Below are 19,398 nucleotides of genomic sequence, written 5' to 3' on the forward strand. Positions count from 1 at the left end.
CCCACGAGAGACCGTCAGGTCAAATCGGACCGAGGCGAACGCACAGGGATCGCGGGGGCCGCGCGGCCGGGCTGTGTGGACCGGCACGGCTCAACGCCGCCCGGCCGTGGATCCGCTCCCGCGCGTCAGGCCTTGTGGACGAGCCGGCCGCGCCGCGCGACGGCGGCCCCGGCATGCCGGGCGATGAAAGCGTGGAGGGAGGCGCCGAGATCGTAGGACCAGTACACGTGGGCCGCGAGCGTCGTGAACACGAGGAGCGCGGCCCCGACCGCGCAGGCCGGCACGAGCAGCAGGCCGGTCAGGACCATCCCGACGGCGGTCCGCTCGGCCAGGGACGCCTGCGGCCAGGGATCGATCGGGAGCGAGAAGAGGGAGAAGCGTCGTCCAGTGCGCATGGCTGCGACCCTCGATGGTTCGGCATGACGCGGTACAGGCAGTCAACAGCGGCCGCGGTCGGACGTTGCGTCCCGGTCCGCGAAATCGGCGTCGCGATCGGTATCCCCGTGACGTTCCGGACCAATCGGGCGGCGCAACCGAGCGCGCTGCACCGTGTTGCCGGTTCGGTCTGTCGCGGATGAGGTCGGTATGGCACGGGTTGCGGTCGTTACGGGGGGCACGGCCGGAATCGGGCTCGCCACCGCGCATGAATTCGCCGCGCGCGGCTGGTCGGTCGCAGTGATCGCGCGGGATCCCGGCCGTCTCTCCGCGGCCGAGCGGGCGCTCGCCGCCTACGGCCAGCCGGTGCTGGCGATCGGCGCCGACGTCGCCGACCCGGAGGCCGTGGACGCGGCCGCCGAGCGGGTCGAGCGCGAGCTCGGCCCGATCCGCGCGTGGGTGAACAATGCCATGTCGACGGTGGTGAACCCGGCCGACCGAATCACCCCGGACGAGTACCGGCGGGTGACCGAGACCACCTATCTCAGCCAGGTCTACGGGACGCTCGCCGCCCTGCGTTACATGAAGCGGCGCGACCGCGGCGCGATCATCCAGGTCTCGTCGGGCCTCGCGATCCGGGCGGCGCCCCTGCAGGCGCCCTACTGCGCGGCCAAGTTCGCGGTCTCGGGCTTCACCGACGCCCTGCGCTGCGAGCTGCTGCACGACCGGGTCAATGTCAGCCTCAGCGTGATCTACCTGCCGGCGGTCAACACGCCGCAGTTCAACTGGGCGCGCAACCGCACCGGCCACCGCCAGTACGCGCCGGACCCGGTCTTCGACCCGCGGCTCTGCGCCGACGCGATCCTGTACGCGGTCGAGCACCCGCGCCGGGAGGTCTGGGTCGGCCGGTCCTCGGTGATGATGGCGGCCGCCCAGGCGCTGGCGCCGGCGCTCGCCGACCGCAAGGCCGCCTCCATGTGGTCGGCCCAGCTCTCCGACGAGACCATCCCCGAGATGGCGGGCAATCTCGAGGCCCCCGTGCCCGGCCCGGCCGGGATCGACGGGCGCTTCTCCGGTCGGACCAAGGCGAGCCGCGCCGAGTTCGTCACGAGCCGCACCCGCGACGTCGTGGTCGGCGGCCTCGTCGGCTTGGCCCTCGTCGGCCTCGCCGGCACCGTCCACGCCGCCCGGTCGGCGCGCCGCCTGCCCGGGCGGACCTGACGGCTGTAACCGACCGCGCCGCCTGTTACACCCGTTCCGGTTGATAGGCGTGCCGCCGTCTTTGCGAGCGGAGCGAAGCAATCCAGCCGGCGCTACGCTCCCCGGTGTCGCGCTGCCCTGTGTCGCTTCGCTGCGCTCGCGATGACGGAGAGGGCGGCTGAACCGGGGCCATCTTATAGACACTGCCCCGAGGAAGGTCCCAGACGATGCCCGGCTATCTGCCCTTCGCGGGCGCCCTGAAGCTGCCCGCCTACACCTGCGACAATTGCGGGTTCTGGCAGCGGCACTTCGAGGTGCCGGCCGCCTGCCCGATGTGCCTCGACGCCCGCCACGTCGTGCCGCAGGACGGCTGGCGCTTCCGCACCGCCCGCGAGGCGCAGGAGGCCTTTCCCTGCCACTGGCAGGAACTCGAGCCGGGCGTCTGGCGCTTCTGGAACGAGCCGGTCTCCGGCATCGGGCCGTCGGCCTATCTGATCCGGACCGAGCACGGAAACATGGGCTTCGAGGGCTGCCCGGTCTTCAGCGAGGCCGCCCTCGACCAGATCGAGCGGCTCGGCGGGATGGCTGTGCTCTCGGCCTCGCACCCGCATTCCTACGGGGCGCTGACGCAGCTCCAGGACCGGTTCGACCCGGAGCTGTGCCTGCCGGCGGCCGACTTCACGTGGAGCGCGGCGCTGCAAGTGAGCTGGCCCTACGACGATTTCCTCGAGCCGCTGCCGGGGCTGGAGCTGCACCGCACCGCCGGCCATTTCGATGGCCACGCGATCCTGTACGACCGTGGGCGAAAGATCTGCTTCTGCGGCGACGCCCTGAAGTTCGAGCTCGACCCGGCGGATTTCCGACGCGCCACCACGATCTCGGCCCACAAGGCCTTCGTGCGCGGGGTGCCGCTCACGCCGAGCGAGCTGCGCCGCTACCGCGACGTGTTCGAGCGCCTCGACTTCACCCAGACCTGGACGCCGTTCGAGCCCGCCCGCAATTGCGGGCGGGCCGAGGTTCTGGCCCTGCTCGACCAGTTGATGAGCGGCCGATCGCACGCCGCGCCGGTGCCGCTCGACAGCCTGCGGGCTCAGGGCCGGTAGAGCGGGTCGTTCTCCAGGCGGATCGGCTGGCCGTGGGGCGTGGCCTCCGCGGCCCGCAGGAAGGCCTCGGTCCGCGCCGCGACGCTCTCTGGCCCCGCCACGCCCCGCTCGGCCAGGAGCGCTTCCAGCGTCGCGAGCCACGCGCCGTAATCGGCCGCCTGCTCGGGGGCCTCGGTGGGGCGGATCTGGCGGCCGAGGCGGTCCGTCCATTCCGACCACGTGAACAGCCCGGATTCGCGCAGGGAGACCACCAGGGCGAAGACCTGCGCCTCCCAGGGCGCCGCGAAGGGGCTGGGCGACGGCGCGGTCACGCGGGGTCCAGGTACGGTTCGAAGGCCGCCACCGTGACGATTCCGCCCGGGTCGCCGCTCTCGCCCCACAGCTCCTGCGCGGTGAAGGCGACCGTGTAGAGCCAGGTCGGGTTCTCACCCGACCCGTAGGCGTTGGTGTCGGGGAAGACGTAGACCCCGTCGACGCGCACGATCCGGCCGCGCTTGCCGCGCACGTAACGGGGCAGCCGCGTGTGGCCGGTCGGGTGGCTGTTGCGCGCCAGGACGGCGTCGCCGACCGCGAAGCGCGCCGGGGCATCGGCGGCGCGGCTACTCGGGAAGCCGGCCCGGAAGCGCTGCTCCAGGCCCTCGCGGGCCAGGACCCGCGCGACGGGCTTGGCCTTCTCCGCGGATCGGCCGCTCGCCAGTTCGGCCGGCGTCACCAGCCCGGTGCCGACGACCTGCTTCTCCAGCGCCCTGAGCCAGATCTCGTAGTAGCTCGACGCGAGATATTCCGCCGGCGGCAGGGATTCGCGGTTGGCCCGGCTGCCGTCGAGGTTCCAGGCGCCCGTGTAGCCCATAGCCATGGCCAGCGCGAAGACGCGGCGCTCCCACGCGGCGTGGAAGACCGGCTCGTCCGGCTCCGGCACCACCGGCCCGAAGCCGTGCGCCCCGCCGAGATCCTGGGCTCCGTTCATACCGGCATCTCCGCGGGCGCGACCGGGATCGCCCTGGGCAGGCCCGTACCGATCATGGAATCGCGGGTGACGAGGGCGGCCAGGGCCTCCTCGGAGAAGCCCTCGGTCTCGGCCGGGCGCATCGGCAGGACCATGTAGCGGGTCTCGGCCGTCGAGTCCCAGACGGTGATGCGGGTGGTTTCCGGCAGCGTCACGCCGAACTCGGCGAGCACGCCGCGCGGGTCGATCACCGCCCGCGCCCGGTAGGGCGGCGCCTTGTACCAGACCGGGGGCAGGCCGAGCACCGGCCACGGGTAGCAGGAGCACAGGGTGCAGACGACGAGGTTGTGGATCTCCGGCGTGTTCTCGACCACCACCATGTGCTCGCCGCCGCGGCCGCCGATATCCAACTCGGCGATGGCCGGCGTGGCGTCGGCCAGGAGCCGCGCCCGGAAGGCGGGATCTGTCCAGGCCCGGGCCACGACCCGGGCCCCCGCGTGGGGGCCGACCTTGGTCTCGTAGAGCTCGACCAGGGCATCGAGGGCCGCCGGGTCGACGTAGCCCTTCTCGGTCAGCAGCGATTCCAGGGCGCGCACCCGGGCCTCGACCGGCGACAGGTCGCTGCCGTGGTGGTGATCGTCGTGGCCATGCGCGTGCTGCGCGTGATCGTGGGTCATCCCGCTCTCCTGACGCTGCGCACTCTGCATCGACCGGCCCGCCGCTGCCAGCCCGGGGGCCCGGATCCGGCCGCCGTTGTCACCCCGGTCACCATGCTTAAATTCCCTGTCACAATTGGGAGCGTTTGGCATCGGTTCAGGATTCCACCGCTACCGACGTTAGAGCTATTCCAGTATACCAGCGTTGGAGGCGGAACCGTTCATGACTGAGGACGCTGCGGACCGGCCAGACGGAGGCGCGGGCACCCGGGACGGGGCCGGCTACGCCGCTTCCATCGGCCAGCACCTCGCCCTGCCGATCCGGGAGTATTTCAAGGTCGTGGAGCTGGAGCCCCTGCCGGCGCAGCTCGCGGCCCTGGTGTCCCGCTTCGAGGCGGCGGTCACGGCGCACGGCGAGACGGTCCCCTTCGACTTCCGCGGCGACATCATCAAGGCCCTGCCGGCCCTGCGCACCTTCGCCCTGTCGCTCGTGGGCGACGTGAGCCGCGCCGACGATCTGGTGCAGGAGACCTTCGTGAAGGCCTGGGCCAACCAGCAGCGGTTCCGGCCCGGCACCAACTTCACCGCGTGGCTGTTCACGATCCTGCGCAACCAGTTCTACACCGACCTGCGCAAGACGCGGCGGGAGGTGGAGGACGTGGACGGGACGCATGCCGGGCAGATGACCAGCCCGTCCGACCAGGAGGATGCCAGCACCCTCAAGGTCGTCTGGGAGCGTCTCGGCGACCTGCCCTCCGCGCAGCGTCAGGCGCTGCTGCTGGTGGGTGCCGAGGGCCACACCTACGAGGAGGCCGCGGTCATGCTCGGCTGCCAGGTCGGCACCGTGAAGAGCCGGGTCAGCCGTGCCCGGTCGTCGCTCCTCGACACGCTCGGCGTCGTCGTGGCCGGGCAGGTTCCGGCCGCGTGATCGATCCGTCCCCGAACGGCGCAGCCTGACGCGGCCGCGCTCCGGCACCGCCGCACGCAGGATGTGGATCCGCCGCCGGGCCCGCGCCGATCCTGTGCGCGTCGTCACGAGAACCGGACGCCGCGGCCCTTATGGTCGATGTCAGTCATCGATTCGGGGGCGCACATGCAGCACGTGTCCGCAGACAACGACAGGGTGGCGCAGTGGTGCGCGGCGCATCCCGTCCTTCTCGCCTTCGGCCTGTGCGCGTTCGGCCTCGCCGTCGTCGCCGCGGTCTGGGGATTCGGGATCCTCACGCCGGCCACGGCCACGGTCATCGCCTTCATCTATGCGGCCTGCCTGGGCGGCTTCCTCATGAAGTACCTCGGGATCAATGAATTCATCAGAGGTGTGAGATTCCTCTGGTTCGTTCTGACGGGCGTCTGGTGGCTGTTGACCTTCTGGCGGGCGTGACGGGGCCGTGGATCCCGTCTCCGCGTCACCGGATCGCCCGCGGTCTCCCGCAGGATGGGGGCGTCGGCAGGTCCGCTGCCGAACGCCGGAGGCGCCGAGACTCCGCGGGTCTCACACCGGCGGCCGGCGCAGGTGCCAGTCGGTCGCGCGCTGGTAGGCCTGTCCGATCCGCAGCGCCGTCGTCTCCTCGTAGCCGCGGCAGACGATCTGCAGCGAGAGCGGCAGCCCGGACGCGGTGAAGCCGTTCGGCAGCGCCAGGGCGCAGAGATCGAGCAGGTTGCCGAAACGGGTGAAGCGCGACGGGAGGTGCGCCTCGTCGACGGCGTCGAGCGCGACGGCCGCGCTCTCCGTGGTCGGCGTCAGGAGGGCGTCGATGCCCGCGAGGGCGGCGTCGTACTGCTGCTTCATCGTGGCCCGGCGGTGGAGCGTGCCGAGATACTCCTGGGCCGAGACGTTCGCGCCGGCCAGGATCCGCGCCCGGACGGCGTCGCCGAGCTGGGCGGACGGATCCTCCGCCAGATCCCCGTTGACGAAGTAGGCCTCCGCGTTGGTGATCTGGCTCATGGCCACGCAGTCGCTGAACCGGAACGGCAGGACGACGTCGACGATCTCGGCGCCCTGGGTGGCCAGGAGATCGAGGGCCGTGTCGTAGGCGGCCAGCATGTCGGGGGCGACCCCGTCCCGCTCCGAGGCCGGCATCCGGCCGAGGCGCAGGCCGCGGACCCCGCGGTTCAGCGCCGGCCAGGGCGCGTCCGGCGCGACCCCGCGGGTCGTCGGATCGCGGGGATCGGGGCCGGAGATCGCCTCGTAGAGCAGCGCCGTGTCCTCCACGGTGCGGGCCAGCGGTCCGGGCGTGTCGAGAGTCATCGAGAGGGGCACGATCCCCCAGGTCGAGACGCGCCCGACCGTCACCTTGAGGCCCGTCAGCCCGCAGAAGGAGGCCGGCAGGCGCACCGAGCCGCCGGTATCGGTGCCGATGCCCCAGGGCGCCATCCGGGCCGCCACCGACACGCCGGTGCCGCTGCTCGAGCCGCCGGGGGTGCGCGGCGTCTCGGCGTCCCAGGGGTTCCACGGCGTGCCGAGATGCTGGTTCGTGCCCCAGCCGCCGTAGGCGAACTCCACCGTGTGGGTCTTGCCGAGCACGATCATGCCCTGGCCGATGAGGCGCCGGGCGATCGTCGCGGTGCGCGCGGCCCGGCGCGCCCGGTGAGCGGCCGAGCCGCCCATGGTGATCCGGCCCTCCAGGTCGATCAGGTCCTTGAGCACGACCGGGACGCCGTGGAGCGGCCCCACGGCGTGGCCGGACCGGATCGCCCGGTCGGCCCCCTCGGCGGCGAGGCGGGCATCGGCGGCGAAGACCTCCGTGAAGGCCTGGAGCTTCGGCTCCAGCCGGTCGATCCGGCCGAGGAGGGCGTCGACGGCGTCGACCGGCGAGAGGGTCCGCGCCTGGATCGCGCGGCCGAGCTCGGCCGCGGAGGCGTGTACGGGATCGATGTCGGGCATAGGGTCACTGCACGCTGACGAGGGTGAGGTCGACGAACCAGGATTGCGGCGAGACGAAACCCTGGACCTTCTTGGACATCCCGCGGGGATTGAGGTCGTGGACGACGAACAGCCAGGGCGGATTGTCCACGAGGCGCTCGTGGGCGACCTTGGTCTGGGCGTCGATCACCTTGGCGTCGGTGGTCTCGGCGAGCGCCTTGAGGGCGGCGTCGAACGCGTCGTCCTTCCAGGTGGGGAAGTTGAAGCCGGCCGGCGGGAACCGGTCCCCCGCGAAGTAGCGCGCCATGACGGCCGGGTCCGACGAGGGCGACGAGACGTTGAGCGCCATCGCGCCCTGGAGGGTCGGCGCGTCGGGAAGCGCGCGGCCGGCATTCAGCAGCACCTGCCACTCGACCACGTTGAAGGTCAGGTCGACGTTGCAGGCCTGCTTCAGGTTCTCCTGCAGGTACTCGTTCATCGGCATCGGCAGCATCTGCCCCGAGCCCGAGGAGGAGATCATCACCTTGAGGCTCAGCGGCTTCTTGTCGGTGTAGCCGGCCTCGGCCAGCAGCGCCTTCCCCTTCGCGGCGTCGAAGGTGTAGCGGTTCTTCGGGCTGCCGAAATTCGGGTCCCGGTCGTTCAGCCACCCGCTCGCGGGCTCGGCGGTGCCGTTGAGGAGCTCCACGATCCCGGCCCGGTCGATGCAGTAGTTCAGGCCCTGCCGGACGCGGACGTCCTTCAGCGGGCTGTCCTTGGCACCCATGTTGAAGAAATAGGGCCAGACATGCGGGTACGAGCCCGTGGTGATGGTGAAGCCCGCCTGCTTCATCGACGGGATCGCGTCGGGCGCCGGCACCTCGATCCAGTCGACCTGGCCGGCCCGCAGGGCGGCGACGCGGGCATTCGCCTCCGGGATCGGCAGCAGCCGGACCTTGTCGACCTTGGCCATCCGGTTCGGGTCCCAGTAGCCGTCGAACTTGGCGAGATCGACCGCCTCCCGCGGGGCGACGCGGGTGATCCTGAACGGGCCGGTGCCGGCCGCCGGCAGGGCCGCGACCTTGCTCCAGTCGCGCCCGGCCTTCTCGAAGGAGGCGGGCGAGGTGAAGAGCAGGTAGACCACCATGTAGGGGAAGTAGGAGGCGACCTGGGTGGTGGTGATCTGCACGGTCGAATCGTCGACCTTCCTGTAGCTCCCGACCAGCGGCGCCCGCGCCCGGGAGATGCCCGCGCCCTGCGGCTCGAATTGCGGGCTGTCGTTCTTGAAGTAGCGGTCGAGGTTCCAGATCACCGCGTCGGCGTTGAACGGCGTCCCGTCGTGGAACTTCACGCCCTGGCGCAGGTGGAAGGTCCAGACCGTCTTGTCGTTCGGGTCCTGCTCCCAGCGCTCAGCCAGCGCCGGGACGATGCCGGCGAGCTTGGTGGTGCTCTTGAGGTCCCACTGCACCAGCCCCTCGAAGATCGGGTAGCCGAGGAAGCGCATCCCCTCGAAGCCGTTGTTGGGCATGCCCGTCGTGGTGGGAATGTCGCTCGCCGTCATGGCGATGCGCAGGACGCTCTCGGCGCTGGCCGATCCCGTCAGGGCCACGGTACCCGCCAGGGCGGCGGCAATCAGGCGGCGAGATGTCATCCGGATCCCAATCGTCGAAGTTGCGGCGCGCCGGGCGCAATTCCCGCGCCACGCTCAGGCTTAGGCCCTGCGTCCGGCGAACAGAAGATGCCGGACGTCGCCCCTTGCGCGTGGCGCCCGCTGCGCCACGATAATAAAAAATGCGAGTCGCCAGCCCGGACGGCCGGCCCCCGAAGGAGACGCCCGTGACCGACGAGACGCCGCGCGCCATGAACGGGGCCGAGAGCTTGGTCCGGACCCTCGTGGAGGGCGGGGTCGAGGTCTGCTTCACCAATCCCGGCACCTCCGAGATGCACTTCGTCGCCGCCCTCGACCGGGTCGAGGGCATGCGCTGCGTCCTGTTCCTGTTCGAGGGCGGGGCGACCGGCGCCGCCGACGGGTACGCCCGCATGGCCGACAAGCCGGCCTCGACCCTGCTCCATCTCGGGCCCGGCCTCGCCAACGGGCTGGCCAACCTCCACAACGCCAAGAAGGCGCGCACCCCCGTCGTCAACATCGTCGGTGAGCACGCCACCTACCACCGCGAGTACAACGCGCCGCTCACCTCGGACATCGAGGGGCTGGCCCATCCGATGTCCTCCTGGGTGCGGACCGGCATGAGCGCGACCGAGATCGGCTTCGACGGCGCCGCCGCCATCGCGGCAGCCCGGACCGCCCCGGGACAGGTCGCGACCCTGATCCTTCCGGCCAACACCGCCTGGGATCCCGGCGCCGGCCCCGCGCCGGTGCCGCCGATCCCCGAGCGGGCGCGGGCCGGCGACGACGCAATCGCGGCGGCCGTGAAGGCCCTCCAGAGCGGCGAGCCGGTGCTCCTGCATCTCGGCGACCGGGCCGTGCGGGGCGAGGGCCGGGTCATCGCCGATCGGATCGCCCGCAAGACCGGCGCCCGGCTGATGGCGATGACCTCCAACGCCCGGATCGATCGCGGCGCCGGCACCGTGCCGATCGAGCGCCTCCCCTACCCGATCGACCAGGGCATCGACGCCCTGAAGGGCTTCCGCCACATCATCCTGATCGGCGCGACGCCGCCGGTGGGCTTCTTCGCCTATCCGGGCAAGCCGAGCCTGCTGGCGCCGGAGGGCAGCACCACGATCACGCTGGCCACGCCCGAGGAGGACCAGATCGACGCCCTCGAGCGGCTCGCCGAGGCCGTCGCGGCCCCGGCGGCCGAGCCGGTCGCCGTCGGGCCGCGCCCGAAGCTCCCGACCTCCGGCCCCCTCGACCAGGACACGATCGGGCAGGTGCTCGGCGCGCTGATCCCCGAGGGCGCGGTGATCTGCGACGAGTCGATCACCACGGGCCGCAACTTCTTCGCCCTGACCCGGGACGCCGCGCCCCACACCTGGCTGCAGCTCAGCGGCGGCTCGATCGGCCTCGGCATCCCGATGGCGACCGGCGCCGCGGTGGCCTGCCCCGACCGCAAGGTCATCAACCTGCAGGCCGACGGCAGCGGGCTCTACACGGTGCAGGCGCTCTGGACCCAGGCCCGCGAGCACCTCGACGTGGTGACGCTCGTCTGGTCGAACCGCTCCTACGCGATCCTGCGGGCGGAGCTCACCAACGTCGGCGCGCTCAATCCCGGTCCGAAGGCGCTGGGCATGCTCAGCCTCGACGATCCGGCCATCGACTGGGTGAGCCTCGCCCGCGGCTTCGGCGTCGCGGGGCGGCTGGTCGAGACCCTGCCGGACTTCATCGAGGCGTTCCAGAACGCGCTGGCCAGCAAGGGGCCGCACCTCATCGAAGTGGCTCTGTGAGCGGGACGGCCTACGCCCTCCCCGGCCTCGACGGGCCGGCGGAGATCCGGGTCGACCGCTGGGGGCTGGCGCATATCCGCGCCGGCACCGCGCTCGACGCCTTCCGCGCGCAGGGGTTCAACGCCGCCCGGGACCGGCTCTGGCAGCTCGACCTCTGGCGCAAGCGCGGCCTCGGCCTGCTGGCGGCGGATTTCGGACCCGGCTACCTCGCCCAGGACCGGGCCGCCCGGCTGTTCCTCTACCGCGGCGACATGGCGGCCGAGTGGGCGGCCTACGGGCCGCAGGACACGCGGGCGATCGTCACCGCCTTCGTGGCGGGGATCAACGCCTACGTCGCCCTCACCGAGGCGCGGCCCGACCTGCGCCCGCCGGAATTCGCCGTGACGGACACGCGCCCGGCGCTGTGGCAGCCGGAGGACGTGGTGCGCATCCGCAGCCACGCGCTGATCCGCAACGTCCTCTCCGAGGTCGCCCGCGCGCGGGTGCTCGCCCGGGCTCGGAGCCCGGCGGACGGGCTGGCCGTCGACGACCTGCGCAAGCGGATCAGTCCGCCGCACGACGCGGTCATCCCCGACGGGCTCGACGCCGCCGACTGGCCGGACGATCTCCTCGACGCCTTCCGGCTGGCCACGGCGACGGTGGGGTTCGACCCGGACCGGATGGCGGCGACGCGCGCCGAGCCCTGGGACTGGTCCAAGGTCGACGCGCACGGGGCCGTCACGCGCGGTCCCCGCGCCGCGCCGAAGGAGCCGGCCGAGGGCTCTAACAACTGGGTGGTCGGGCCGTCCCGCACCGCCACCGGCCGGCCGATCCTGGCGAGCGACCCGCACCGGGTCTACCTGCAGCCCTCGCTGCGCTACGCCGTCCACCTGACCGCGCCGGGCCTCGACGTGATCGGCGCGGGCGAGCCGGCCCTGCCGGGCATCTCCATCGGTCATAACGGCCGGGCCGCCTTCAGCCTCACCATCGCGCCGATCGATCAGGAGGACCTGTTCGTCTGCGCGACCGACCCGGCCGATCCCGACCGCTACCGCTCCGGCGACGGCTGGGAACGGATCGCGCGCGTCGCCGAGCGGATCCCGGTGCGCGGCGGCCCGGACGAGACCGTGATCCTCGGCTTCACCCGGCACGGGCCGGTCCTCCGCGAGGAGAGGGGCCGCGCCTTCGCGCTGCGGACCGTCTGGTCGGAGCCCGGCGCTGCCGCCTATCTCGGCAGCCTCGCCTATCTCGGCGCCACGACGCCCGAGGCCTTCGGCGAGGCCCTGCGCCACTGGTCGGCGCCCTCGGTGAACCAGCTCTACGCCGACGCGTCGGGGCGGATCGCGTGGTTCATGGCCGGCAAGGCGCCGGTGCGACCCGGCCACGACGGGTTGCTGCCGGCGCCGGGCGACGGCCGCTACGACTGGGCCGGCTTCCACGATCCCGCCGCCCTGCCCCGAAGCGTCGATCCGGAAGCGGGCTGGCTCGCCACCGCCAACGAGATGAACCTGCCGCCGGACTATCCCGCGGAGGACCGGAGGGTCGGGTTCGAGTGGGCCGAGCCCTGGCGCGCCCGCCGCATCCGGGCGGTCCTCGGCGGGCAGGACCGGCACAGCCTCGCGGATTCGCGGGCGCTCCAGGGCGACGTGGTCTCCGAGCCGGCCCGGCGGCTGACCGACCTGATGCGCGCCCTGCCGGCGGCGGACGATCCCGACGCCGCCGCGGCCCAGGCCCTGCTGGCCGCGTTCGACGGCGCGCTGCACCACGGCTCCGCGGCGGCCGCCCTCATCGAGGTGGTCTGGGTGCGGCACCTCCGCCCGGCCCTGGTCGCGGCGCTCGTGCCCGATGCCGGGACGCGCCGCCTCCTCCCGCCCGGCGACACGCAGAGCCTGATCGAGCGGCTGGAGACCGGTCTCGACCCGGCGACCCGCGCGTCCCTGCTCACAGACGCCCTCGGCGCCGGCCTTCGCACCTGCCGGGAGCGGATGGGCACCGATGCCGCGGGCTGGTCCTGGGGCCGCCTGCACCACGCGCTGTTCGCGCACCCGCTGACGGCCCTGGCGCCCGGATCCGGCTGGGATGTCGGCCCGCTGCCCGTGGGCGGCGCCGCGGCATCGGTCATGCACGCGGAGTACCGGACCGACACGTTCCGGCTCACCCACGGCGCCTCGTTCCGCATGGTCGTGGACGTGGGCGACTGGGACCGCTCGGTCTTCATCAACGTGCCGGGCCAGTCGGGGGACCCGGGCAGTCCGCACTACGCCGACCTGGCCCCGGTCTGGGGGCGCCAGGACTACGTGCCGATGCTCTACGGCCGCGCGGCCGTGGACGCGGCGACCGAGACGGTCATCACGCTGACCCCGAGCCCCGCCTGACCCGGCGGCCGGGACGGATTGGGACAGGACCTTGAAGATCTTCATCGCCGGCCTCGCCACCGAGACCAACACCTTCGCGCCGCTGCCCACCGGACGGTCGGCGTTCCACGCCGACTACGCCCGCCGGGACGGCAGCCGGAACCCGCCGAGCCTCAGCAATATCGGCCTCAAGGCCTGGCGCGCGCTGGCCGAGGCGGACGGGCACACCGTCGTCGAGAGCCTCTCGACCTTCGCGCAGCCCGGCGGGATCACCCTGCGGGCCGTCTACGAGGAGCTGCGCGACGCCCTGCTGGAGGACCTGGAGGTCGCGATGCCGGTCGACGCCGTGCTGCTGTTCATGCACGGCGCCATGGTGGCCGAGGGCTACGACGACTGCGAGGGCGACACCCTGGAGCGGGTCCGCGCCATCGTGGGGCCGGAGGCCACGATCGGCGTCGAGCTCGACCTCCACTGCCACCTCACCGAGACGATGCGGGCCAGCGCAGACGTCATCGTGATCTACAAGGAATACCCCCACACCGACATCGTCGACCGCGCCCGCGACCTGTACCCCCTGGTCGTCCGGACCGTGGCGAAGGACATCCGGCCGGTGATGGCCTACGCCGACTGCCGGATCGTCAACATGTGGCGCACCAGCCGCGAGCCGGTCGCGGGCTTCGTTCGCCGCATGGAGGCGCTGGAGGGGCGCGACGGCATCCTGTCGGTCTCCTTCGGGCACGGCTTTCCCTGGGGCGACGTGGCCGATGTCGGCGCCAAGATGCTGGTCGTGGCCGACGGCGATGCTGGCAAGGCGCAGGCGCTGGCCGACGAGCTGGCCGGGGCCGTCTGGGCGATGCGGGAGGAGGCGGCGAGCCACTGCGACACGATCGACGCGGCCATCGACCGGGCGCTCGCCTCCGGCGACCCGCGCCCGATGGTGCTCGCCGACTTCGCCGACAATGCCGGCGCGGGCGCACCCTCCGACAACACCGCGATCCTCGCCCGCCTCGCCGAGCGGGGCATCGCGGACGTGGCGCTCGGCCTGATCTGGGATCCCGGCGCGGTCGGCATCTGCCACGAGGCCGGCCTCGGGGCGACCTTCACCCTCCGGATCGGCGGCAAGTGCGGCGTGACCTCCGGGAACCCGGTGGACCTGCGCGTCACGGTCCGCGGCCTGTCGGACGACCACAGCCAGACCGGCCTCAGCGGCGGCCGGGCCCAACTCGGCCCCGCGGCCTGGGTGGAGGCGGATGGGATCCACGTGGTGCTGACCAACAAGCGCCAGCAGGCCTTCGCGCCCGACGCGTTCACGGGCCTCGGCCTGGGCCTCGACGACAAGCGGATCGTCGTGGTGAAGTCGATGCAGCACTTCTACGCCGCCTTCGCGCCGATCGCGAGCGAGGTCCGCTACGTCGCGGCGCCCGGCGCCGTGCCGCCGGATTACGGCGCGATCCCTTACACCAAGCGGTCCGGCCTCTACTGGCCGCGCGTCGCCGATCCGTTCGCCGAGGAGAACGCCCGATGATCCCGGACTTGTCCTTCGACGCGCGCGAGATCCTCGCGACCCTGCAGCCCTGGGTGCTGTGCGAGAGCCCCACCCACGACGCGGCGGCGGTCAATCGCATGATGGGCGTCGCCGCCCGCGACCTCGCGCTTCTCGGGGCGACCGTCGAGACGATCCCGGGCCGCATGGGCCTGAGCGACTGCGTCCGCGCCCGGTTCCCGCACCGGGACCGCGACGCGCCCGGCATCCTGGTGCTCGGCCACCTCGACACGGTGCATCCGGTCGGCACCCTCGGGAGCCTGCCGTGGCGGATCGAGGGCGACCGCGCCTACGGTCCCGGCATCCTCGACATGAAGGGTGGCAACGTCATCGCGCTCGCGGCGATCCGCGCCCTGGCGGCGGCCGGGATCGAGACGCCGCTGCCGGTGACCGTCCTGTTCACCGGCGACGAGGAGATCGGCAGCCCCTCCACCCGCGACCTGATCGAGGCGGAGGCCGCCCGCCACGCCTTCGTGCTGGTGCCCGAACCCGGCCAGCCCGAGAACGGGGTCGTCACCGGCCGCTACGCCATCGCCCGCTTCGACCTCGAGGCCCTGGGCCGCCCGAGCCACGCCGGCGCCTCGCCCCACGAGGGGCGCTCGGCGATCCGCGCGATGGCGCGGAAGATCCTCGCCATCGACGCGCTGTCGGATGCCGACTGCACCGTCTCGACCGGGATCGTCTCGGGCGGGCAGTGGGTGAACTGCGTCCCCACCGTCTGCCGCGGGCAGGCGCTCAGCATGGCCAAGCGGCAGGCCGACCTCGACCGCGGCGTCGCGCGGATGCTGGCCCTGTCGGGCGAGGAGGACGGCGTCCGCTTCACCGTGACCCGCGGCGTGACCCGGCCGGTCTGGGAGCCGGATGCCGGCTGCATGGCGCTCTACGAGCAGGCGCGCGCGCTGAGCGAGGCGCTCGGCCAGCCCCTGCCCCATCGCAGCGCCGGCGGCGGCTCGGACGGCAACTTCACCGGCGCCAACGGCGTCCCGACCCTCGACGGGCTCGGACCGCTGGGCCAGGGCTACCACACCCTGGAGGAGCACGTGCTGATCGAGACCCTGCCGCAGCGGGCCCGGCTCTTCGCGGCCCTGCTCGCCAACCTCGGCGCCGCCGGCCGGCCCTGAGGCCGGCCGCGCCGCGATCAGGCGCGACCCCGGCCAAGGGCCGCGACCGCCAGTGCGCCCAGCAGGCCCCCGGCCGTGCCGCCGCCGAAGAAGCCCGCCAGGGCGAGGAGCGGTCCCGACGACGCGGTCAGGAGACAGAGCAGGGTGCTTCCGAGGCACCCGCCGGTGGCGATCATCGACATGCCGCGCCTTTTGCAACCAATGGTTGTAGAAGCGGGGCGGCGACGGTTCGGTTCCGGCGGACGCGGTTGCGCCTCAGGCCGGGTCGACCGGCATCTCCGGCACGCCGCCGGCCTCGATCGCCGCGCCGGCCGCGAGGCAGAGGTCTTCCCGGTAGCGGGCGGCGACCAGCTGCACGCCGACGGGTGTCCGCCCGACGAGGCCCGTCGTCACCGTGAGCGCCGGGACGCCGATCGGCGCCAGCCCGACCTGCAGCAGGTTCGCCTCGAAGGCCCGGGCGATCCCGGCATCGCCGGTGCGGTCGAGCCCGTCCGGGAAGGGCAACTCCCCCGAGACCGGGACCAGCAGCACGGGGTTCTCGGCCAGGAACAGCGCCCAGTCCCGCGCCAGCGTCGCGCGCCGGGTCAGCGCCCGGGCGATGGCGTCGGGCGCCATCGCCTCGGCCCGCGGCCGGAAGCTCTCCAGGAGGCCGATCGCCGCCGGATCCCCCTCCCGCTCGGCCGCGGCCCGGACCGCCGCGTAGCCGTCGCCGAGCCAGAGCTGGAGCTGCAGCTCGCTCGCCTCCCGGATCGGCGGGGTGTCGGCGATCTCCGTGACCGCCCACCCGGCCTCGCTCAGGCGTCGCGCGGCCTCGCGCAGGGCGGCCTCGACCTCCGGTGCGGTAGCGAGCCCCCCGGGCCGCACGCAGAGCGCGACCTCGCGCGCGACGGGCGGTCCCTCGAGCGGTGCCGGCACCCACCACGGGTCGCGCGGGTCGGGCGCCGCCATGACCTCGAGGCCGAGGCGCACGTCGGCGATGCTGCGGGCGAGCGGGCCGGAGACCGCCATCAGCTGGGGACCGATGCCGCGCTCGGGCGAGGACGCGTTCCAGGCCGGGATCCGGCCCAGGCTCGGGCGCAGCCCGTGCACCCCGCAGGCATAGGCCGGGTAGCGCACCGAGCCGGCGATGTCGGTGCCGTGCGCGATGGCGCCGATCCCGGCCGCCACCGCGGCGCCGGCGCCCCCGGAGGAGCCGCCGGGCGTCAGCGCCGGGTCGCGGGGATTCTTGGTGTCGCCGTGGAGCTGGTTCGTGGTGAACCAGCGCAGCGAGAAGGCCGGGGTGTTGGTCCGCCCGAGCAGCACGGCGCCGGCCCGGCGCAGGTTGGCGACGACGGGATTGTCGTCCGTCGCCACGAGATCGCGCTGGAGGCGCAGCCCGTTCGTCGTCGCGAAGCCGCGCTGGTCGGCGTTGACCTTGACGGTGACCGGCACGCCCGCCAGCGGACCGGGGGCCTCGCCGCGCGCGCGAGCGGCGTCCACCGCGTCCGCCTGCGCCAGCACGTCCTCGGGCCGGTGCTCGACCACGGCGTTGATCCGCCCGTTGACCGCATCGAGCCGGTCGAGGGCGTCCCGCGCCACCTCCCGGGCCGAGACCTGGCCGGAGCGGATCAGGGCCGCGAGGTCGGTCGCCGTCAGACGCCAGAGCTGCATGGGGTGTCCTTTCGCGCCCGGACGGGCGGGATCCATCCTACGATTCGCGCCGCCCGGGCGGCTCCCGGCCGGCCCGCGCAGCATATTCAAAATGCAAGACGGCGGCCGCTTTTTTGCGCACCCGCGGATCGCGAGGCCGGCCAAGGCTTTGCCGCATTGCAGCAGAAGGACCTAAGCATTTCGACGTATACGACCCTTGCCACCTTTGGAACGACTGATAACCTCGCCCTCGTTCGCGCGTTCGACCGGCCAATCCAGCGAGAAGGGACGATTTCCTCAGACGAAAGCAGGCAACCTCCAGCATAAGGCAGGCTCCCATGGCAGAGGTGATTCGCGTCAGGCCGACTCACGACGGCACCTATACCGTGTATCGCGGGACACTCGCGTTGATATGCGGTCTCACCCGCCTCCAGGCCGAGCGCTACGAAGCAAGTCTCAGCCGACAGCAGCGCGCCGACCTCGCGGTCGCCGGCATCTGAACCGCATCGTTGCCGATCATGGGGCCGGCACCGCCGTCACGACGGCCGTGCCGGCTCACGCCCTCAGGCTCCGCCCGGCGCGCCGAGGTCGAGCGTGCCGAGATCGCCCACGGTGCCCGACGCGTCCAGGCCCCGCCGACGGGCCGTGACCGAGAACCCCTGGTCCGCCCGGCCGATCTCGAACAGCAGGTAGGAGGCCCGGCGCGACGCGATCGCGCCGTGACCGTCCGCGCGCGCCGAGGCGGAGGGAGCTCCGATGACCGGGACGGTCCGCCCGTCCGGCCCCGCGATCCGGGCGGTGCTGGTGACGTGATTGTGACCGTGCAGGATCAGGTCCGCGCCGGCCCGCCCGATCATCGCGGTGAACGCCGCCGCGTCCTTGAGCTCGCGCCCCGGTGAGGCGCCGCCGGGCTGCGGCGGATGGTGGATCATCACCACACGGAACGGCCGACCGGGCTCGGTGGCCAGGGCGCGGAGCAGGGTCTCGGCCGCGGCGAGCTGCGACGCGCCGAGGCGGCCGGTCGCCACGAAGGGCTTCGTCGGGATCGCGCTGGACAGGCCGACCAGGGCCAGCGGGCCGCGGCGCCGCAGGTACGGGAAGTGGCCCCAGGAGCCCGAATCGTCCCCCGTGTAGCGGCCGCAGGCGGCGAGCAGGCCTTCCAGGGAGCCGCGGACATAGGCGTCGTGGTTGCCCGGCACGAAGCTCACCGCTTCGGGGGATCCGAGGGCTTCCAGGAAGGTGCGGGCGGTCTCCCACTCGCTGGGCAGGCCGATGTTGCACAGGTCGCCCGTGCAGGCGACGTGCGCGGCCTCCTGCGCCTTCAGATCGGTGACCAGGGCCTCCAGCACGGTCATATCGTGGCTGCGCGAGCGCCCCCGCCGCCAGTTGGCGTAGCCGGTGGCGCGCTTGCCGAGGAGCTGGCGGAGGCGCACCGGCCCGAGGGGCCCGACATGCGGATCGCTGAGATGGGCGAGGCGGAAGGTCAACGCCGGTGGTCACCCTCGACACGGGGAAAGGCGCCCCGCATCGCGGGCGCGGCGCGTCCCGTCAAGCGCTTCCGATCAGCATCCCGACCACCAGCACCAGCGCGCCGCCGAGCATGACCTGCAGGGCCGCGCGCCAGAACGGCGTCGCCATGAAGCGCGTGCGGATCGCCGCGATGACCGCGAGTTCCACGATCACCACCAGAACCGCGAGGCTCGTGGCCAGGACGAACGGGTTCGGCCAGCCGGCCGGGAGCGTGTCGGGGATCGCGTAGGGCAGCGTGTGGCCGAGGCCGCCCAGCGTGGTCATCGCCCCGCAGACGAGGCCGCGCAGCCACGGATCGCCGCGGCCGGTGACGGCGCCGTCGTCCGACAGGGCCTCGGTGAACCCCATGCTGATGCCGGCCCCGACCGAGGCCGCGAGCCCCACCAGGAAGGTCGCGCCGTTGTGACCGGTGGCGAAGGCCGCCGCGAAGATCGGCGCGAGGGTCGAGACCGAGCCGTCGATCAGGCCGGCGAGGCCGGGCTGCACGTAGCGCAGCACGAAGGCGCGGCGCGCCTCGGCGTGCAGGTCGGCGGCGCTGTCGAGGGCGGCGGCCATGCGAATCTCCTTCTTTGGATCCATTCCAATCTATAGTCTGGAATTGATCTAAACAAGGCCCGCTGCCGTGTTTTCGCCGCGCCGCGGGAGCATCCGCGGCGTCGGAACGCCCGCCGATCCCGGCGGCCTAACCGTGTGGTTGTGGACGAGGCCGATTGTCTCG

The 19,398-nt window shown here is 72.9% G+C and carries 18 protein-coding genes and 1 pseudogene; 9 read left to right on the top strand and 10 right to left on the bottom strand.

Annotated features, from left to right (window positions below; genetic code table 11):
- Positions 1-125: 125 nt before the first annotated feature.
- The gene (locus tag C4T42_RS15735) at positions 126-395 is read right to left on the bottom strand and encodes a hypothetical protein (protein ID WP_020093716.1); all 270 of its coding nucleotides are present in this window, start codon (positions 393-395) and stop codon (positions 126-128) included.
- Positions 396-585: 190 nt separating this feature from the next.
- On the opposite strand from C4T42_RS15735, the gene C4T42_RS15740 reads away from it, so the two are divergent.
- Together C4T42_RS15740 and C4T42_RS15745 are read left to right on the top strand one after the other, a co-directional pair.
- Positions 586-1,596, top strand: coding sequence for an SDR family oxidoreductase (locus C4T42_RS15740; protein ID WP_020093715.1), 1,011 nt, complete (start codon positions 586-588; stop codon positions 1,594-1,596).
- 206 nt (positions 1,597-1,802) lie between these two features.
- On the top strand, positions 1,803-2,678 hold the full coding sequence (locus C4T42_RS15745; protein WP_020093714.1) for an MBL fold metallo-hydrolase: 876 nt from the start codon (positions 1,803-1,805) through the stop codon (positions 2,676-2,678).
- On the opposite strand, the gene C4T42_RS15750 is transcribed toward C4T42_RS15745, so the two are convergent.
- The 3 genes from C4T42_RS15750 to nthA are packed head-to-tail and all read right to left on the bottom strand — an operon-like array spanning position 2,666 to position 4,301.
- Positions 2,666-2,989, bottom strand: coding sequence for a nitrile hydratase accessory protein (locus C4T42_RS15750; protein WP_020093713.1), 324 nt, complete (start codon positions 2,987-2,989; stop codon positions 2,666-2,668). The two genes, C4T42_RS15745 and C4T42_RS15750, sit on opposite strands and share 13 nt — an antisense overlap.
- A complete protein-coding gene (nthB, locus tag C4T42_RS15755) occupies positions 2,986-3,645 on the bottom strand; it encodes a nitrile hydratase subunit beta (RefSeq protein ID WP_103985387.1) in 660 nt (219 codons plus the stop codon). The genes C4T42_RS15750 and nthB overlap by 4 nt, the downstream gene beginning before the upstream one ends.
- Entirely contained in the window at positions 3,642-4,301 is a 660-nt protein-coding gene (nthA, locus tag C4T42_RS15760; RefSeq protein WP_103985388.1) for a nitrile hydratase subunit alpha, read from the bottom strand. Before nthA ends, nthB begins: the two co-directional genes overlap by 4 nt.
- Positions 4,302-4,503: 202 nt before the next feature.
- On the opposite strand from nthA, the gene C4T42_RS15765 reads away from it, so the two are divergent.
- Entirely contained in the window at positions 4,504-5,208 is a 705-nt protein-coding gene (locus C4T42_RS15765) for a sigma-70 family RNA polymerase sigma factor (RefSeq protein WP_091924839.1), read from the top strand.
- A 165-nt stretch (positions 5,209-5,373) separates the two neighbouring features.
- Entirely contained in the window at positions 5,374-5,661 is a 288-nt protein-coding gene (locus tag C4T42_RS15770) for a hypothetical protein (RefSeq protein ID WP_244603213.1), read from the top strand.
- A gap of 111 nt (positions 5,662-5,772) precedes the next feature.
- Here C4T42_RS15770 and C4T42_RS15775 read toward each other — a convergent pair whose 3' ends face one another.
- Together C4T42_RS15775 and C4T42_RS15780 are read right to left on the bottom strand one after the other, a co-directional pair.
- Entirely contained in the window at positions 5,773-7,164 is a 1,392-nt protein-coding gene (locus C4T42_RS15775; protein ID WP_103985390.1) for an amidase, read from the bottom strand.
- A gap of 4 nt (positions 7,165-7,168) precedes the next feature.
- Positions 7,169-8,770: an ABC transporter substrate-binding protein gene (locus tag C4T42_RS15780; RefSeq protein ID WP_020093707.1), complete on the bottom strand. Its 1,602-nt coding sequence runs from the start codon at positions 8,768-8,770 to the stop codon at positions 7,169-7,171.
- A gap of 209 nt (positions 8,771-8,979) precedes the next feature.
- Between C4T42_RS15780 and C4T42_RS15785 the strand changes: the two genes are divergently transcribed.
- From C4T42_RS15785 to C4T42_RS15800, 4 genes are read left to right on the top strand one after another with little or no spacing between them, the layout of a single operon-like run.
- A complete protein-coding gene (locus C4T42_RS15785; RefSeq protein ID WP_181049178.1) occupies positions 8,980-10,524 on the top strand; it encodes an acetolactate synthase large subunit in 1,545 nt (514 codons plus the stop codon).
- The gene (locus tag C4T42_RS15790) at positions 10,521-12,878 is read left to right on the top strand and encodes a penicillin acylase family protein (protein ID WP_103985392.1); all 2,358 of its coding nucleotides are present in this window, start codon (positions 10,521-10,523) and stop codon (positions 12,876-12,878) included. Before C4T42_RS15785 ends, C4T42_RS15790 begins: the two co-directional genes overlap by 4 nt.
- Before the next feature lie 31 nt (positions 12,879-12,909).
- Complete coding sequence (locus tag C4T42_RS15795) at positions 12,910-14,382, top strand: M81 family metallopeptidase (RefSeq protein ID WP_103985393.1); 1,473 nt, start codon at positions 12,910-12,912, stop codon at positions 14,380-14,382.
- Complete coding sequence (locus C4T42_RS15800; protein WP_103985394.1) at positions 14,379-15,521, top strand: M20/M25/M40 family metallo-hydrolase; 1,143 nt, start codon at positions 14,379-14,381, stop codon at positions 15,519-15,521. The genes C4T42_RS15795 and C4T42_RS15800 overlap by 4 nt, the downstream gene beginning before the upstream one ends.
- Positions 15,522-15,538: 17 nt before the next feature.
- Here the strand turns inward: C4T42_RS15800 and C4T42_RS31970 are convergent, their stop codons facing one another.
- Positions 15,539-15,703: a hypothetical protein gene (locus C4T42_RS31970; protein WP_165923085.1), complete on the bottom strand. Its 165-nt coding sequence runs from the start codon at positions 15,701-15,703 to the stop codon at positions 15,539-15,541.
- A 73-nt stretch (positions 15,704-15,776) separates the two neighbouring features.
- Entirely contained in the window at positions 15,777-17,171 is a 1,395-nt protein-coding gene (locus tag C4T42_RS15805; RefSeq protein WP_042674391.1) for an amidase family protein, read from the bottom strand.
- Between the two features lie 317 nt (positions 17,172-17,488).
- Between C4T42_RS15805 and C4T42_RS31975 the strand changes: the two genes are divergently transcribed.
- Positions 17,489-17,650, top strand: a complete 162-nt coding sequence (locus C4T42_RS31975) for a hypothetical protein (protein WP_012317896.1) — start codon at positions 17,489-17,491, stop codon at positions 17,648-17,650.
- A gap of 63 nt (positions 17,651-17,713) precedes the next feature.
- On the opposite strand, the gene C4T42_RS15810 is transcribed toward C4T42_RS31975, so the two are convergent.
- On the bottom strand, positions 17,714-18,637 hold the full coding sequence (locus C4T42_RS15810; protein WP_042674390.1) for a metallophosphoesterase: 924 nt from the start codon (positions 18,635-18,637) through the stop codon (positions 17,714-17,716).
- Between the two features lie 61 nt (positions 18,638-18,698).
- Positions 18,699-19,190, bottom strand: a pseudogene (locus C4T42_RS15815) (VIT1/CCC1 transporter family protein); the annotation flags it as partial.
- Positions 19,191-19,398: the final 208 nt, after the last annotated feature.

The sequence above is a fragment of the Methylobacterium sp. 190mf genome (genome assembly GCF_900107945.1).
Classification (GTDB): Bacteria; Pseudomonadota; Alphaproteobacteria; order Rhizobiales; family Beijerinckiaceae; genus Methylobacterium.

Bases quoted from the DNA above. Each gene is read 5' to 3' on its own strand.
- C4T42_RS15735 (WP_020093716.1), bottom strand. From the start codon at position 395: ATGCGCACTGGACGACGCTTCTCCCTCTTCTCGCTCCCGATCGATCCC.
- C4T42_RS15740 (WP_020093715.1), top strand. From the start codon at position 586: ATGGCACGGGTTGCGGTCGTTACGGGGGGCACGGCCGGAATCGGGCTC.
- C4T42_RS15745 (WP_020093714.1), top strand. From the start codon at position 1,803: ATGCCCGGCTATCTGCCCTTCGCGGGCGCCCTGAAGCTGCCCGCCTAC.
- nthB (WP_103985387.1), bottom strand. From the start codon at position 3,645: ATGAACGGAGCCCAGGATCTCGGCGGGGCGCACGGCTTCGGGCCGGTG.
- nthA (WP_103985388.1), bottom strand. From the start codon at position 4,301: ATGACCCACGATCACGCGCAGCACGCGCATGGCCACGACGATCACCAC.
- C4T42_RS15765 (WP_091924839.1), top strand. From the start codon at position 4,504: ATGACTGAGGACGCTGCGGACCGGCCAGACGGAGGCGCGGGCACCCGG.
- C4T42_RS15770 (WP_244603213.1), top strand. From the start codon at position 5,374: ATGCAGCACGTGTCCGCAGACAACGACAGGGTGGCGCAGTGGTGCGCG.
- C4T42_RS15775 (WP_103985390.1), bottom strand. From the start codon at position 7,164: ATGCCCGACATCGATCCCGTACACGCCTCCGCGGCCGAGCTCGGCCGC.
- C4T42_RS15780 (WP_020093707.1), bottom strand. From the start codon at position 8,770: ATGACATCTCGCCGCCTGATTGCCGCCGCCCTGGCGGGTACCGTGGCC.
- C4T42_RS15785 (WP_181049178.1), top strand. From the start codon at position 8,980: ATGAACGGGGCCGAGAGCTTGGTCCGGACCCTCGTGGAGGGCGGGGTC.
- C4T42_RS15800 (WP_103985394.1), top strand. From the start codon at position 14,379: ATGATCCCGGACTTGTCCTTCGACGCGCGCGAGATCCTCGCGACCCTG.
- C4T42_RS31970 (WP_165923085.1), bottom strand. From the start codon at position 15,703: ATGTCGATGATCGCCACCGGCGGGTGCCTCGGAAGCACCCTGCTCTGT.
- C4T42_RS15805 (WP_042674391.1), bottom strand. From the start codon at position 17,171: ATGCAGCTCTGGCGTCTGACGGCGACCGACCTCGCGGCCCTGATCCGC.
- C4T42_RS31975 (WP_012317896.1), top strand. From the start codon at position 17,489: ATGGCAGAGGTGATTCGCGTCAGGCCGACTCACGACGGCACCTATACC.